This is a genomic window from Serratia sp. TSA_105.2 (assembly GCF_052692115.1).
This window is the reverse complement of the sequence record NZ_JBQZFT010000001.1, coordinates 758,221-770,244: the sequence shown is the minus strand read 5'-3', so window position 1 is coordinate 770,244 and position 12,024 is coordinate 758,221. Positions and strand designations below refer to the sequence as shown.

14 protein-coding genes are annotated in these 12,024 nt (G+C 63.5%); 5 read left to right on the top strand and 9 right to left on the bottom strand.

Features of this window, described 5'->3' with window-relative positions:
- Positions 1-8 precede the first annotated feature (8 nt).
- Positions 9-1,226 carry a sugar metabolism global transcriptional regulator Mlc gene (gene mlc / locus ACUTSC_RS03435; RefSeq protein WP_445653083.1) on the top strand — a complete coding sequence of 406 codons (1,218 nt, stop codon included), beginning with the start codon at positions 9-11 and terminating at the stop codon, positions 1,224-1,226.
- Positions 1,227-1,370: 144 nt separating this feature from the next.
- Positions 1,371-2,036 (top strand): dethiobiotin synthase, encoded by a 666-nt coding sequence (gene bioD / locus ACUTSC_RS03430; RefSeq protein WP_049199186.1) that lies wholly within the window; start codon positions 1,371-1,373, stop codon positions 2,034-2,036.
- A gap of 6 nt (positions 2,037-2,042) precedes the next feature.
- On the opposite strand, the gene ACUTSC_RS03425 is transcribed toward bioD, so the two are convergent.
- Entirely contained in the window at positions 2,043-2,537 is a 495-nt protein-coding gene (locus ACUTSC_RS03425; RefSeq protein ID WP_197773992.1) for a DUF2938 family protein, read from the bottom strand.
- Positions 2,538-2,606: 69 nt separating this feature from the next.
- Between ACUTSC_RS03425 and ACUTSC_RS03420 the strand changes: the two genes are divergently transcribed.
- The gene (locus ACUTSC_RS03420) at positions 2,607-2,999 is read left to right on the top strand and encodes a MerR family DNA-binding transcriptional regulator (protein WP_197767787.1); all 393 of its coding nucleotides are present in this window, start codon (positions 2,607-2,609) and stop codon (positions 2,997-2,999) included.
- On the opposite strand, the gene clcB is transcribed toward ACUTSC_RS03420, so the two are convergent.
- The 5 genes from clcB to ACUTSC_RS03395 form a co-directional block, all read right to left on the bottom strand.
- Positions 2,996-4,297 carry a voltage-gated ClC-type chloride channel ClcB gene (gene clcB / locus ACUTSC_RS03415; RefSeq protein WP_038873948.1) on the bottom strand — a complete coding sequence of 434 codons (1,302 nt, stop codon included), beginning with the start codon at positions 4,295-4,297 and terminating at the stop codon, positions 2,996-2,998. The genes ACUTSC_RS03420 and clcB overlap by 4 nt on opposite strands.
- Positions 4,298-4,422: 125 nt before the next feature.
- The gene (gene osmV, locus ACUTSC_RS03410; protein ID WP_016927861.1) at positions 4,423-5,562 is read right to left on the bottom strand and encodes an osmoprotectant ABC transporter ATP-binding protein OsmV; all 1,140 of its coding nucleotides are present in this window, start codon (positions 5,560-5,562) and stop codon (positions 4,423-4,425) included.
- On the bottom strand, positions 5,559-6,209 hold the full coding sequence (gene osmW / locus ACUTSC_RS03405) for an osmoprotectant ABC transporter permease OsmW (protein ID WP_049199194.1): 651 nt from the start codon (positions 6,207-6,209) through the stop codon (positions 5,559-5,561). The genes osmV and osmW overlap by 4 nt, the downstream gene beginning before the upstream one ends.
- Positions 6,209-7,078: a glycine betaine ABC transporter substrate-binding protein gene (locus tag ACUTSC_RS03400; RefSeq protein ID WP_445653180.1), complete on the bottom strand. Its 870-nt coding sequence runs from the start codon at positions 7,076-7,078 to the stop codon at positions 6,209-6,211. The genes osmW and ACUTSC_RS03400 overlap by 1 nt, the downstream gene beginning before the upstream one ends.
- Before the next feature lie 64 nt (positions 7,079-7,142).
- Positions 7,143-7,859: an ABC transporter permease gene (locus ACUTSC_RS03395; RefSeq protein WP_004938551.1), complete on the bottom strand. Its 717-nt coding sequence runs from the start codon at positions 7,857-7,859 to the stop codon at positions 7,143-7,145.
- Positions 7,860-8,367: 508 nt separating this feature from the next.
- Between ACUTSC_RS03395 and ACUTSC_RS03390 the strand changes: the two genes are divergently transcribed.
- Positions 8,368-9,855, top strand: coding sequence for an MDR family MFS transporter (locus ACUTSC_RS03390; RefSeq protein WP_016927859.1), 1,488 nt, complete (start codon positions 8,368-8,370; stop codon positions 9,853-9,855).
- Positions 9,856-9,905: 50 nt separating this feature from the next.
- Here ACUTSC_RS03390 and ACUTSC_RS03385 read toward each other — a convergent pair whose 3' ends face one another.
- Both ACUTSC_RS03385 and ACUTSC_RS03380 read right to left on the bottom strand, forming a co-directional pair.
- The gene (locus ACUTSC_RS03385; protein ID WP_063989767.1) at positions 9,906-10,205 is read right to left on the bottom strand and encodes a DUF1161 domain-containing protein; all 300 of its coding nucleotides are present in this window, start codon (positions 10,203-10,205) and stop codon (positions 9,906-9,908) included.
- A gap of 89 nt (positions 10,206-10,294) precedes the next feature.
- Positions 10,295-10,663 (bottom strand): DUF1283 family protein, encoded by a 369-nt coding sequence (locus tag ACUTSC_RS03380; RefSeq protein WP_004938560.1) that lies wholly within the window; start codon positions 10,661-10,663, stop codon positions 10,295-10,297.
- 148 nt (positions 10,664-10,811) lie between these two features.
- On the opposite strand from ACUTSC_RS03380, the gene ACUTSC_RS03375 reads away from it, so the two are divergent.
- Positions 10,812-11,138: a YnfA family protein gene (locus tag ACUTSC_RS03375; protein WP_445653082.1), complete on the top strand. Its 327-nt coding sequence runs from the start codon at positions 10,812-10,814 to the stop codon at positions 11,136-11,138.
- A gap of 36 nt (positions 11,139-11,174) precedes the next feature.
- On the opposite strand, the gene ydfG is transcribed toward ACUTSC_RS03375, so the two are convergent.
- A complete protein-coding gene (gene ydfG, locus ACUTSC_RS03370; RefSeq protein ID WP_197773987.1) occupies positions 11,175-11,924 on the bottom strand; it encodes a bifunctional NADP-dependent 3-hydroxy acid dehydrogenase/3-hydroxypropionate dehydrogenase YdfG in 750 nt (249 codons plus the stop codon).
- Positions 11,925-12,024 lie beyond the last annotated feature (100 nt).

Sequence of the window (12,024 nt, the reverse complement as noted above, 5' to 3'; positions counted from 1 at the left end):
GCAGGTTTGTGATTGCGGTTGGGCAGCCTGGGCATATCGATCAAATCAAACAGACCAATGCGGGGGCGGTTTATCGGCTAATCGATCAACTGGGCCCGATTTCGCGCATCGAACTGTCAAAACGCGCGCAGCTGGCGCCCGCCAGTATCACCAAGATCGTGCGCGAACTGCTGGAAGCCCATCTGGTCAAGGAAACCGAGTACCAGGAAATCGGCAGCCGGGGCCGCCCGGCGGTGGGGCTGGTGCTGGATACCGAGGCCTGGCACTACCTGTCCGCCCGCATCAGCCGCGGCAGCATCACGCTGGCGCTGCGCGATCTCAGTAGCAAACTGGTGGTCGAGGAGCTGCTGCCGCTGGCGGCCGAACATCCCGAACCGCTGCTGAAACGCATCCTGACCGAAGTCGATCAGTTCTTTATCCGCCACCAAAGCAAGCTGGAACGGCTGACGGCGATCGCCATCACGTTGCCGGGCATGATCGACGTGCAGTCCGGCGTGGTGCACCGCATGCCGTTTTACGACGTGCTGGAGATGCCGCTCGGCCCGGCGCTGGAAACCCGCACCGGCCTGCCGGTTTACCTGCAGCACGACATCAGCGCCTGGACTATGGCCGAAGCGCTGTACGGCGCCTCGCGCGGCAGCCAGAACGTCATTCAGGTGGTGATCGACCACAACGTCGGCGCCGGGGTGATCACCGGCGGCCATGTGCTGCACGCCGGCAGCCACAGCGTGGTGGAGATCGGCCACACCCAGGTTGATCCTTACGGCAAACGTTGCTATTGCGGCAACCACGGCTGTCTCGAAACCGTGGCCAGCATCGAAAACATGCTGGAGATCGCCCAGCAGCGGCTGAGCGGCTCGATGAGCTCCAGCCTGCACGGCGCGCCGCTGACCGTCGAATCGCTGTGCGACGCCGCGCTGGCGGGCGATCAGCTGGCGCGGGACATCATTCTCGGCGTTGGGCACAGCGTGGGGCGCATTCTGGCAATCATGGTCAACCTGTTCAATCCGCAGAAGATCCTGGTGGGCTCGCCGCTCAACCGCGCGGCGGAGATCCTGCACCCGGCCATCGCCTCCTGCATTCGCCAGCAGGCGCTGCCGGCCTACAGCGAGCAGGTCAAGGTCGAATCCACGCAGTTCTTCAATCAGGGCACCATGCCCGGCGCGGCGCTGGTGAAAGAGGCGCTGTACAACGGTTCATTGCTGGTGCAGCTGCTGCAGGGCTAACATCAGAACTTCTTATTAATCCCGCAAAAGATTGAGCTACCTCAAGCCCCTACGTGGCAGCATCCCCTAGAATTTTTCCGAAAGACTTCTTCGCCGCCGGTGCGGCGACACATTGTTAACGGGGCATTCTGGGGCATTTTATTCATGTTGAAGCGTTTATTTGTGACAGGCACGGATACCGACGTCGGTAAAACCGTGGTTTCCCGCGGGTTGATGCAGGCGCTGGCCGCCGAAGGCCGTTCGGTGGCCGGCTACAAGCCGATCGCCGCACGCTGCCAGGAAACCAGCGAGGGCATCCGCAATAAAGACGCTTTGGTATTGCAAGCATCGTCAACCCTGCCGCTGTCCTACGAGGAGATCAATCCCATCACCTGCCTGGATGAGGTGTTTCACGCGCATGCGACCGAGGACATCAACTATGGCGTGATGAGCAGCGGTCTGCGGGATCTGTCCGCCAAAGCCGACACGGTGGTGGTGGAAGGCAGCGGTGGTTGGCGGGTGCTGATGAACGATCTGCGGCCTTACGCCGAGTGGGTGGTGCAGGAACAGCTGCCGGTGGTGCTGGTGGTGGGCATCAAGCTGGGCTGCGTCAGCCACGCGCTGCTGACCGCGCAGTCGATCATCAACGACGGCCTGCCGCTGTTGGGCTGGGTGGCCAACCGCATCAACCCGGGGTTGGCGCACTATGCCGAAACCATCGCGGCGCTGCAGCAGCGCATTCCCGCGCCGCTGCTGGGTGAAATTCCATACCTGCCGCGCGCGGAGCAGCGCGAACTGGCGCACTACCTCGATATTTCCACGCTGCTGTAAGCCCGCTCAGGCGCACAGCGTCGCCAACAGCCGGGCGGCGATCAGCAGGCCCAATCCATACACCGTGTGGGTGAGCAGGCTGAGGAGCCGCGCTTTTCGCGGGTGGGCGGTTTTCGCCGCCGCCACGCCAAAGCCCAGCGCGGGCTGCATTACCAGAAACGGCGCCGCCAGGCTCAGCCAGCCGCTCAACAGCGCGATGAGCGGCGTCGGCGCCGCATACCATCCGATGCCTGCCAAACCGAGCGGGATAAAGGCAAACGCGATGCCGATGGCATAGTGCAATATCCAGCCGATTTCTCTTTCCCCCCGGCGCGGCGGCGCCGTAACGATGGTAGCGTGAAACCAGCGGCCATCAAACATGCCGAGAAACCAGCGGCCCACCAGCGCATAATCGAGGGAAGGGAGGCCGAAGCGCCGCTTCAGCAGCAGCGCCCACAGATCCATGCAGAAGGTGGCGCCAACGCCGGTTAACAGGATGCGCACTAACAGATCGGGGGTCATAGGGGTGTCCTTGGCTCAGTGACGTGATAATGTGCGCACAGTGTGCAACTTAAAGTCGGCTTCAAGTCAATGGCAAAAGAACTGGATATCGGCGCGGTGGCGCGCCTGAGCGGGATCGCGCCTTCCGCGCTGCGGCATTACGAGAAGAAAGGGCTGATCGCGTCGATAGGCCGCCACGGTTTGCGTCGCCAATACGCCGCCGGTGTGCTTGACCAACTGCGGCTGATCGCGCTGGCGCGCGTGGCCGGTTTTACGCTGGACGAGATGAGCGCCTTGTTTGACGAACGGGGCAAGATAGCGCTCGATCGCGGGCTGCTGGCGGCGCGGGCGGATGAGCTGGATCGCCATATCCAGCGCCTGATGCAGGTGCGTGACGGGCTGCGCCACATGGTCGATTGCCCTGAACCCGAGCACCTGCAGTGCCCGCAGTTCAGGAACATCCTGCAGCAGGGCGAGTTTTAAGCCTCGCGTTTGGGCGGCGGCGCCGAGTGATACACCGACACTGGCCGCAGGCCGCGCGACACGGTGGTGGCGATCACGCACGAGAGCAGAATGCCGGGCAGCAGGGCGTACTCGCCGGTCATTTCAAACACCATCAGCGCCGCCATGATCGGCGCATGGGTGGTGGCGGCCAACAGGGTAGCCATGCCGGTCAGCGCCAGCAGCAGCGGCACCGCCGTATCCATGCCCGGCCACAGGCCAAACAGCTGACCGATGATCGAACCGAGCGCGGCACCGACGAACAGCGTCGGGGTGAAGACCCCGCCCGGCGCGCCCGACCCGCTGCTGGCGAGGATCGCCAACAGTTTGCACACCAGGATCGCCCCCAGCAGCAGCACCCCCGGCGGCGCGATCAGCAGCGCCTGCACCACGCTGTAACCATTGCCCCATACCTGCGGGAACAGCAGCGAAAGCAGCCCGACGATCAGGCCGCCCAGCGCCAGCTGCAACGGCGGCTTCAACCGCAGCGAGCGGAAGGCATGGCCGGTGGCGGTCATCAGCCATAAAAACAGCGGCCCACCGGCGCCGGCCACCACGCCGACCAGCGCCATCAGCAGGTATTGCGTCGGCAAGGGGGCGGCGAGCGGCGTCACCAGATAGAGCGGCGCCTGGCCGCCGTTGAGCAGGTTGGTCATCAGCAGGGCGCTGACCGCGGCGATTACCACCGGGCCGAGCGAGGCCAGCATCAGGGTGCCGAACAGGATCTCGGCGATAAACAGACTGCCCGCCAGCGGCGCATGATAGGCGCTGGCCATCCCGGCGGCGGCGGCGCAGGCCACCCACAGTTTCCACTCTTTCTCGTGCGTAAAGCGCTGAGCGAACAGCGAGCCCACCAGCGCCGCCAGCAGGATCATCGCGCCTTCGCGGCCGATGGCGCTGCCGCTCGACACCACCAGCAGCGACGCCAGGCACTTCACCAGGCTGGCGCCGGTGTCCAGCTTGCCGTTGCCGGTCTCGATCGCTTCCATATAGTCGGTAGGCGCCGCCGGGCGCTGGTGGCGGTAGCGCTGGTGAATATACAGCAACAGGCCCGCCGCCAGGCCGCCCAGCGCCGGCGTGAGGGCGCGCCGCCAGCCGGGCAGTGCGGCGGCGGCGGCCACCAGGCTGCCGTCGGCATTGCCGAGCAGCAGCCACTCGAGGCCAATCATCGAACGGTGGAACAGCCACACCGCCAGAGCGGCGGCGACGCCGATGAACACGGCGATAAACAGGCTGCGCAACAGGGCGCGATAGTGGTGCAGGTGGACCAATCTTTTCATGCGTGGGCGGCGTCGTGAGAAAAATCAAAGGGTCATCAGCGCATTGTGCTTGGCGCTCCGGCCGATGACCAGTGAATCTTTAGCAAACTGCGGCGTGAGCGGGGCGGTGAGCGCCCCGGGGTGGGTTATTGCGGCGTCAGCACCCGGCGCGTGCGGCCGGAGCTGAGGTAGTCGGCGATGTAATCCTGCGAGATTTCGCCGCTGTAGCGGCCGTCTTCATCGACGATCGGCATCCAGGAGGTGTTGTGCTCGTACAGCTTCGACAGCACCACGCGCAGGTTCTCCTCCGCCCGCGCGGTGACGCGGAAACGGTGCAGGCTGTCGGCGCAGACGCCCGGCGCGCCGCGCGCCTCGCGGCGTTTGACGTACCCCAGCGGCTTGCCATCGGCGTCCACCACCGTCACCGAGCGGGCGTCGATATCGTCCATCAGCCCGAACGCTTCCACTAGCGGCGTCTCCCGCCGCACCGTCACCGTTTCCTGCTGATCGGCCACGTCGCCGGCCTGCACCAGCAGCAGGCGCTTCAGCGTGCGGTCCTGGCCGACAAAGGAGGCGACGAAGTCGTTCGCCGGCCGCGCCAGCAGCTCATCGGCGCTGGCGTTCTGTACGATTTTGCCCTGGCGGAACACCGCGATGCGATCGCCGAGCTTCAGCGCTTCATCGATGTCGTGGCTCACCAGCATCACGGTTTTTTTCAGCTGGCGCTGCATGTCGAGAAACTCGTTCTGGATGGTTTCGCGGTTGATCGGATCCACCGCGCCGAAGGGTTCATCCATCAGCAGCACCGGCGGATCGGCCGCCAGCGCGCGGATCACGCCGATGCGCTGCTGCTGCCCGCCGGACATCTCTTTCGGGTAGCGGTGCAAAAAGCGTTTGGGATCCAGCGCCACCATGCTCATCAGCTCCTCGGCGCGATCGTGGCAGCGTTTTTTGTCCCAGCCCAGCATGCGCGGCACCACGGTGATGTTCTCCTCGATGGTCATGTTGGGGAACAGACCGATCTGCTGGATGACGTAGCCGATTTTGCGGCGCAGGCTGACGGTATCCAGCGCGCTGGTGTCTTCGCCGTTGATCAGAATGGTGCCGCCGGTGGGTTCGATCAGGCGGTTGATCATCTTGAGCGTGGTGGTTTTGCCGCAGCCGGAAGGGCCGAGCAGCACGCAGATTTCGCCTTCCGGCACGTCCAGATTGATGTTGTCGACGGCGTTGAACGGCGTGCCGTTCTTCTGCATGAACTGTTTGGTCAGATTTTCCAATTTAATCATGAGCGGATCCCCTTGGGCGTAAGCGCAATTTGCAAGCGGTGCAATAACCAATCGAGGACGATCGCCAGCAGGCTGATCATCACGGCGCCGGTAATCAACTGGCGGATGTCGCTGCTGCTGATGCCGTTGAGCAGCAGCAGGCCGAGGCCGCCGGCGCCGATCACTGCGGCGATCGCCATCACGCCGATATTCATCACCACGGCGGTGCGAATGCCGCCGAAAATGACCGGCAGCGCCACCGGGATCTCTACCCAGCGCAGGCGTTGCCAGAACGTCATACCGATGCCGCGGCCGGCTTCGCGCAGCCCGCCGGGCAGGTTGTCGAGCGCGGTGTGGGTATTGCGCACGATCGGCAGCAGCGAGTAGAGGAACACCGCGGTGATCGCCGGCACGTAGCCGATGCCGTGGCCGATTAAGGAAAACAGCGGGATCATCAGCCCGAACAGGGCGATGGAGGGCACGGTCAGCACCAGCGTGGCCAGGCTCAACACCGGCGTCGCCAGCCATTTGTGGCGGACGATCAGCACGCCGAGCGGTACGCCGATCAGGATCGCCAGGCCGACGGCGACGCCGACCAGCAGCAGGTGTTCCAGCGTCAATCCGGCGATGTAGGCCCAGTTTTGCCAGGCGTAAAGCACAGTATTCATCACATGTCTCCCTTAATCAGGCCGCGCTGCTTGAGGAACGCGTCGGCGACCTGCTGCGGCGTCTGGTAGTCGATATCCACCCTGGCGTTAAGCTCGGTGATCACCTGATTGTTGAACTGTTTCGACAGCGTGTTCAGCGCCGCTTCCAGCCCCGGCGTGTTTTGCAACACGTCGGCGCGCACCACCGGCGTGACCGCATAGCTCGGGAAATAGCCCTTGTCGTCTTCGAGCACCTGCAGATCGAAGCCTTTCACCCGGCCGTCGGTGGTGTACACCAGCCCGGCATCGACGAAGCCGTCGCGGATGGCGTTGTAAACCAGGCCGGGGTCCATTTGGCGGATTTGCGGGCGATCGAGCGGCATGTCGTACAGCGCCTGCATCGGCTTCAGGCCGTCCGAGCGGCCGGCAAACTCCAGATCCAGCCCCAGCAGCCAGTTGTGTTTCGGGTCGGTTTTACGCACCTGTTCCACTTTTGCCACCAGCTGCGACATGGTGCGAATCTGCTCTTTTTCCGCGCGCTGGCGCTGCATGGCGAAGGCATAGGTGTTGTTCATGTCCGCCGGCTGTAGCCACACCAGGCCGAGCTTGGCGTCGAGCTTTTTCACCGTGTCGTAAGTTTCCTGCGGCGTCATGCGCTTATTGATGTGGTTAAAGATGATCAGCGAGGTGCCGGTGTATTCCCAGGTCATATCGATCTGTTTGTTGATCATGGCGTTGCGGGTGATCACCGTGGCCAGATTGGTCTTGGGTTCGACCTGAAACCCCTTGGCCCGCAGGTATTGCACGGTGATCGCCGACAGAATGCGCTGTTCGGTGAAGTTCTTGCTCGCCAGCGTCAGCGGGGCGGCCCAGGCGGCCGCGCTGGTCATCAGCAAGGAGAACAGCAGCGCGTGGCGGAGGCGTTGTAACCATCGAGTCATCGCGTTTCTCCCATCAGGATGCGGTGTGCGGGCTGAGCCGGCGGCCGAGACCGGCCAACGCCAGATCGAGCAGCAGGGCGATCAGCGCGGTGGCGGCGGCGCCGAGGATCAGCGTCGGGAAGTCGTTCAGGTAGATGCCGGGGAAAATCAGCTCGCCGTAGCTGCTGGCGCCGATCAAAAACGCCAGCGGCGCGGTGCCGACGTTGATCGCCATCGCGATGCGCACCCCGGCGAAGATCACCGGCAGCGCGTTGGGCAGCTCAACCTGGCGCAGCCGCTGCCCGGCGGTCATGCCAATACCGTTGGCGGCCTCGACCAGCGCCGGCGGCACCGAACGCAGGCCGGCATAGGTATTGCGCACGATGGGCAGCAGCGAGGCGAGGAACAGCGCCACCACCGCCGGCCGATCGCCGATGCCGATGATTACCATCGCCAGCGCCAGCACCGCCAGCGGCGGCAGGGTGTTGCCGACGTTAAAGATCTGCATCACGTGCTCTGCCCAGCGGCGGGCGAAGGGGCGGCTCAGCAGGATGCCGCTGGGAATGCCGACCAGCAGCGACAGCAGCATGGAGCACACCACCAGGAACATGTGCTGCTGGCCGAGGTAAATCAAATCTTCCCGGCGCGACTTGAGGGTTTCCCAACCGATGCCGTAAACCAGCAGCGCGATGACGGCGATAAACAGCAGGCTCCCGAGGAGCAGGCGCCGGTATGGCGCTGACTTGTGCATGATGTTGCGTCCTCCGTTGCGCGGAGCGGCCGATAGGCGGCGCATTCCGCTCTGATTGTTACCCACTGCCCGGCGGGCGTGGCGGTACAAAACGGGCGTTTCGCATGAGGTTAGCGACATTGAGCGAAGGGTGCGTTCGGCACAGCGTGCTGAACGTAGGCTCAATACGTGAGTTAATCAGCATAAGATACTGATATTTAAACTAGAGAAAGCACGAAGCCCAATGACCCCGGCTAGGGAAGGTATAGCACCCCGTCGTTGGCCATGCCAAGTTTTATGAACAAAATCAGCTGATTGAGTTTGCCCGTATTCGCGCCTCAGCCCGCGTCAGCGCTGGGATGCGCGGAAAGTGAAAAAAATCCGCAGCAAAACGTTACGCCGTAACAATCAGTCCAAATGGTGCGATTCACCGCCGGCAAAAGCAGGATGTGAGGGCGGATAGACTTGGCGTAGGCGCTTGCTGATATACTCAGGGAAAATAAAAACGCCAGGAAGCCTGCATAACGCCATGACAAATAACGTTTCACCCGCACCCATTGCCCACCGCCCGCTGATCCTGATTGCCTGCATGCTGGCGATGTTCATGTCGGCGATCGAAGCCACCATCGTCGCTACCGCCATGCCGACCATCATCGGCGATCTCGGCGGCTTCTCGCTGCTGGGGTGGGTGTTCGCGGTCTATTTGCTGGCGCAGGCGATCACTATCCCCATCTACGGCCGGTTGGCGGATCTCTACGGCCGCAAGCGGGTGTTCTTCTTCGGTGCCACGCTGTTTCTGCTGGGATCGGTGCTGTGCGGCTTCGCACCCGACATGTATTGGCTGATCGGCTTCCGTCTGCTGCAAGGGTTGGGCGCCGGCGCCATCATGCCGATCGCCTCCACCATCATCGGCGATATCTACAGCGCCACCGAGCGGCCGAAGGTGATGGGCTACCTGTCGAGCGTGTGGGGCGTGTCGGCGATCATCGGCCCGCTGCTGGGCGCGTTTATCGTACAGCATCTGCCGTGGGCGCTGGTGTTCTGGGTCAACCTGCCGATCGGCCTGCTGGCGATGTTCTTCCTCTGGCGCTATCTGCCGGCGCATCAGCAGCTGCGGCGGCACGCGCTGGATCTGGCGGGCACCGCCTGGCTGACGCTATTCGTTTCGGCGCTGCTGCTGGCGCTGTTGCAGATGGAAAGCCTGGGATGGTGGGTGGCGCCGTTGCTCGCGCTGGCGGCGGCGTCGCTGGCGCTGCTGATACGTCAGGAGCGGCGCGCGGTCGAACCGCTGTTCCCGCTGGCCCTGTGGCAGAGCCGGGTGATCGTCGCTGGTAACATCGGCGGGTTGGTGATCGGCGCGGCGATGATGGGCATCAGTGCCTTCCTGCCGACCTTCATTCAGGGCGTAATGGGCGGCTCGCCGCTGGAGGCGGGCACCACGCTGGCGCTGATGTCGATCGGTTGGCCGCTGGCCAGCACGCTGAGCGGCCGTTTGATGCTGATGACCTCGTATCGCGCGACGGCGCTGCTGGGGGCGCTGCTGTTGGTGGCCGGCGGCTTGATCCTGCTGATGCTGCAGCCGAACGGCGGCCTGCTGTGGGGCCGGGTGGCAGCGTTTATGGTCGGTGCCGGCATGGGGTTGTGCAACACCACGTTTTTAGTGTCGGTGCAGAATGCGGCGCATTACAGCATTCGCGGCATCGCCACCGCCTGTACGGTATTTACTCGCATGGTGGGGTCGGCCATCGGCACCGCCATTCTGGGCGCCACGCTGAACCTCAACCTGCAGTGGCGTTTGCCGGAGATTGACGATCCGGTGCAGCGGCTGATGGAGCCGGCGGTGCGGCAGAGCATGGGGAGCGAAGCGCTGGCGCAGCTTATCCAGCAGGTGGCGGCTTCGCTGCATTGGGTGTTCCTGGTGTCGGCGTTGGTGTCGTTGCTGGCGCTGGCGGCGGCGATGCTGATCCCGGCGCGTTGCCGGCCACAGGGCGAAGAGGAAGAGGCGGAGCAGGCTTAAGGGAAAAGGAAAGGGCGCGGCTGTTGCGCGCCCTGGGTAGCCGAAGCGGCTTACTGCGAGTTGGAGGTGTCCTGGCTGGTGCCGGTCTGCGCCGCGTCACCGCGATCGTCGCCGTTGTTCAGGCGGGTATAGACGATCTTCTGGGTGTCGTTTTCGCAGTGGCCGACCACTTGGCCGCCCGCTTGATCGGCCTGATCGTTAGGCACGATCTCCAGTTTGAAGCCGGACTCCGGAACGCCGTTATTGACGATTTTTTGCGAAATGTCCGCTTTCACGCTTTCGCAGGAGGCCAGGGCCGCCAACGGCGCGCCGGCCAGCAATACAGCGGTTAATATCAGCGTTTTTTTCATCACGTCATCCTTTTAAACAATGGACTTCCTGTAACAGGATAGCAGCAACGGCGGCCGGGTTTCACGCTTGCCCGCCCGCCGCAGGCGGATTAAGGATTAATCCGACGCCCGGTCTGGCGATCCAGGCATTTACGGGTGTCCGGCTCCCAGTACGCGTTGACGTTGTTGCTGTCGTTGCAGCGGTCTTCGTCATCCGCCGCGCGATCGGCCTTGTCGAACTCTTTCTCGACGCGAGTGTTAACCTTGTGGCGCAGGGATTTGGTATCATTCCACTGCTCTTTGCTCTGGCGCGCTTCTTCGGTGCTCATCGCGCCGCTGCCTTTACCATCGACGGTGACGCAGGTGCTGCCCTGAGTGCAGGTGGCTGCCAGCGCCGGCGCCTGCCAGGCGCCCATGACGGCCAGCATGGCGACCGGCAGCATCCCGCGCAGCAGTCGTTGGGTCGAAAATGTTTTCATCGTTTCATCCTTATGAGTGAGTGCGCCTGATGATGGCGGCACTGGCGTTACCTCGCCCGCAGGCGTGGTAATAAATATACCACCGCGCTCCTGGAATTCACCAGCCAAGCGCCGATTCGTTTACTTTATCGAGAGAAAACTGCGACCGATGTTAAAAACCACGCTGTTGTTTTTCGCCACCGCGCTCGCCGAAATTATCGGCTGTTTCCTGCCTTACCTGTGGCTCAAGAAGCAGGGCAGCGCCTGGCTGCTGCTGCCGGCGGCATTAAGCCTGATACTGTTTGTCTGGCTGTTGACGCTGCATCCGGCGGCCAGCGGGCGGGTCTACGCGGCCTACGGCGGCGTGTATGTGGCGACGGCGCTGCTGTGGCTGCGGGTGGTGGACGGGGTGAAGCTGTCCGCGCTGGACTGGGTGGGCGCCGGGGTGGCGCTGGTGGGCATGCTGATCATCGTTTCCGGCTGGCGCGCGGCCTGAGGAAACAGGGCGGGAGTCGCCTCCCGCCGTTGGAGATCAGGCGCCGCGGTGGATGTTCAGCCCGGCGAAAGACTGGCTGACCGGCATCATTTCCAGCGTGTTGATGTTGACGCGCGCCGGCAACGTCGCGACCCAGAACACCGACTCGGCGATGTCTTCCGGCGTCAGCGCATCGGCGCCTTCGTAGGTTTTGTTGACCTTGCCGTCATCGCCCTTGAAGCGCACGTTGGAGAATTCGGTGCCGCCCACCAGGCCCGGCTCGATATCGGTCACGCGGATGCGCGTGCCGTGCAGATCGGCGCGCAGGCCCAGGCTGAACTGTTTGACGAACGCCTTGGTGGCGCCGTACACGTTGCCGCCGGCGTAAGGCCAGTTGGCGGCGGTGGAGCCGATGTTGATCACATGGCCGATGTTGCGTTCGACCATGGCCGGCAGCAGGGCGCGCGTCATGTTCACCAGCCCCTTGGCGTTGGTGTCGATCATGGTGTCCCAGTCATCGGCGTTGGCCTTGTGCGCCGGCTCCAGCCCCAGCGCCAGCCCGGCGTTGTTCACCAGCACGTCGATCTGGCGCAGCTCGGCCGGCAGTGCTTCGATCGCCTGTTGAATGGCGGCGCGGTTGCGCACGTCGAGCCGCACGATGTGCAGCGCTTGGCCGAGTTCTTCCTGCAGCTCTTCGAGACGCTCAAGGCGGCGCCCGGCGGCGATCACCTGGTGGCCTTCACGGATAAAACGGCGTGCGATCGCCTCGCCGAAACCGGAGGTGGCGCCGGTAACAAAAATAATCATGTTGCTGTTCCTCAACTGTTTTTACCCTACATAGCTCTATCATTAGCACAAACCCGCAGGCAGTGGCAGCGGTTATCACGGCGGAAAGCAAAAAAGGTCA

What these genes read in the sequence shown, in the direction of transcription:
- ACUTSC_RS03390 (WP_016927859.1), top strand. Translation starts at nt 8,368, where the DNA reads ATGACAAATAACGTTTCACCCGCACCCATTGCCCACCGCCCGCTGATC.
- bioD (WP_049199186.1), top strand. Translation starts at nt 1,371, where the DNA reads ATGTTGAAGCGTTTATTTGTGACAGGCACGGATACCGACGTCGGTAAA.
- ACUTSC_RS03395 (WP_004938551.1), bottom strand. Translation starts at nt 7,859, where the DNA reads ATGCACAAGTCAGCGCCATACCGGCGCCTGCTCCTCGGGAGCCTGCTG.
- ACUTSC_RS03420 (WP_197767787.1), top strand. Translation starts at nt 2,607, where the DNA reads ATGGCAAAAGAACTGGATATCGGCGCGGTGGCGCGCCTGAGCGGGATC.
- ACUTSC_RS03400 (WP_445653180.1), bottom strand. Translation starts at nt 7,078, where the DNA reads ATGACCAGCGCGGCCGCCTGGGCCGCCCCGCTGACGCTGGCGAGCAAG.
- osmW (WP_049199194.1), bottom strand. Translation starts at nt 6,209, where the DNA reads ATGAATACTGTGCTTTACGCCTGGCAAAACTGGGCCTACATCGCCGGA.
- ydfG (WP_197773987.1), bottom strand. Translation starts at nt 11,924, where the DNA reads ATGATTATTTTTGTTACCGGCGCCACCTCCGGTTTCGGCGAGGCGATC.
- ACUTSC_RS03375 (WP_445653082.1), top strand. Translation starts at nt 10,812, where the DNA reads ATGTTAAAAACCACGCTGTTGTTTTTCGCCACCGCGCTCGCCGAAATT.
- ACUTSC_RS03385 (WP_063989767.1), bottom strand. Translation starts at nt 10,205, where the DNA reads ATGAAAAAAACGCTGATATTAACCGCTGTATTGCTGGCCGGCGCGCCG.
- clcB (WP_038873948.1), bottom strand. Translation starts at nt 4,297, where the DNA reads ATGAAAAGATTGGTCCACCTGCACCACTATCGCGCCCTGTTGCGCAGC.
- osmV (WP_016927861.1), bottom strand. Translation starts at nt 5,562, where the DNA reads ATGATTAAATTGGAAAATCTGACCAAACAGTTCATGCAGAAGAACGGC.
- ACUTSC_RS03380 (WP_004938560.1), bottom strand. Translation starts at nt 10,663, where the DNA reads ATGAAAACATTTTCGACCCAACGACTGCTGCGCGGGATGCTGCCGGTC.
- ACUTSC_RS03425 (WP_197773992.1), bottom strand. Translation starts at nt 2,537, where the DNA reads ATGACCCCCGATCTGTTAGTGCGCATCCTGTTAACCGGCGTTGGCGCC.